This window comes from Endozoicomonas sp. ALB115 (assembly GCF_049310245.1).
In the GTDB taxonomy this organism is placed as follows: Bacteria; Pseudomonadota; Gammaproteobacteria; order Pseudomonadales; family Endozoicomonadaceae; genus Endozoicomonas.
Genome location: NZ_JBLYZG010000179.1, coordinates 1 through 1,595, shown reverse-complemented (window position 1 = coordinate 1,595; position 1,595 = coordinate 1). Strand labels below are relative to the sequence as shown.

The 1,595-nt window shown below is 55.2% G+C and carries 1 protein-coding gene; it reads left to right on the top strand.

Features of this window, described 5'->3' with window-relative positions; translation table 11 throughout:
- Window positions 1–23 precede the first annotated feature (23 nt).
- On the top strand, window positions 24–1,595 hold a 1,572-nt coding region (locus tag ACO6VE_RS24470), incomplete at its 3' end, for a DUF1601 domain-containing protein (protein ID WP_422464106.1).

Genomic DNA, 1,595 nt, shown 5'->3' with positions numbered 1-1,595 from the left:
CGGAACAAAGCCAGCTGATACGTATGCTGCAAAATTTTACCCCAACACGGCGTTGGGATTGGCGAAGCCTGACGACAACTCTTCATTCATTTACTTCAGCGGGTGTTTTTACCCCTTATAAACCCATGCATGAGCGTGTTCAGTTCACTCAAGCTGCCTTATTGTCAACTCTGCTTGATGCAATAATATTTAACTGCTACCAAAAACCTGGAGCCCGGGATATTGATGCCCGGGGAATCACCAGCCTGCTGTGGGCCATGGCGAAACTGGTGGACAACGGGCAGAAGCAGACACCAGAGTTCAAAAAGGCCGTGGCCGCCCTGTTGCCCCTTGTGAACGTACAGAAAGACCAATTCAATCCCCAGGGTATCGCCAACCTGCTGTGGGCCATGGCGAAACTGGTGGACAACGGGGAGTGGACACCAGAGATCAACGAGGCCGTTGCCGCGTTGTTATCCCGGGTGAACGCACAGAAAGCTAACTTTAACCCACAGGAAATCTCTAACCTGCTGTGGGCCATGGCGAAACTGGTGGACAGCGGGCTGGAGCGGACACCAGAGCTCAAGGAGGCCGTAGCTGTGCTACTGCCTCACGTTAACATACAGAAAGACCAATTTATTCCTCAGGCTATCGCCAACCTGCTGTGGGCCATGGCGAAACTGGTGGACAAGGGGCTGGAGCAGACACCAAAGCTCAACAAGGCCGTGGCCGCGTTGTTGCCCAAGGTGAACACTCAGAAAGCTAACTTTAACACACAGGAAATCACCAACCTGCTGTGGACCATGGCCAAACTGGTGGACAGCGGACAGGAGCGGACACCGGGGCTCAACGAGGCCATGGCTGCGCTGTTGCCCCAGGTGAACGCACAGAAAGACCTGTTTAATGCCCAGGCTATTGTCAACCTGCTGTGGGCCATGGCGAAACTGGTGGACAACGGGCTGAAGCGGACACCAGGGCTCAAAGAGGCCGTGGCCGCCCTGTTGCCCCTCGTAAACGCACAGAAAAACCAGGTTAATCCCCAGGGCATTGTCAACCTGCTGTCGGCTATGGCGAAACTGGTGGAAAACGGGCTGGAGCGGACACCAGGGCTCAAAGAGGCGGTGGTGGCGCTGTTACCCCATGTGAACGCACAGAAAGGCCAATTTACTGCCCAGGGAATCGCCAACCTGCTGTGGGCCATGGCGAAACTGGTGGACTATGGGCTGAAGCAAACATCAGGGCTCAAAGAGGCCGTGGCCGGGCTGTTGCCCCAGGTGCAGGCACAGAAAGACCAATTTAACCCTCAGAATATCGCCAACCTGCTGTGGGCCATGGCGAAACTGGTGGACAACGGGCTTGAGCAAACACCGGGGCTCAACGAAGCCCTGGTCGCGCTGTTGCCCCGGGTGATCGCACAGAAAGACCAATTTAATGTCCAGGATATCACCAACATGCTGTGGGCCCTGGCGAAACTGGTGGACAACGGTCAGGAGCAGACTCCAGAACTCAAAGAGGCTGTGGCCGTGCTGTTGCCCCATGTAAAGACACAAAAAGCTTGCTTTAAACCACAGGAAATCACCAACCTGCTGTGGGCCATAGCGAAACTGATGGACAAC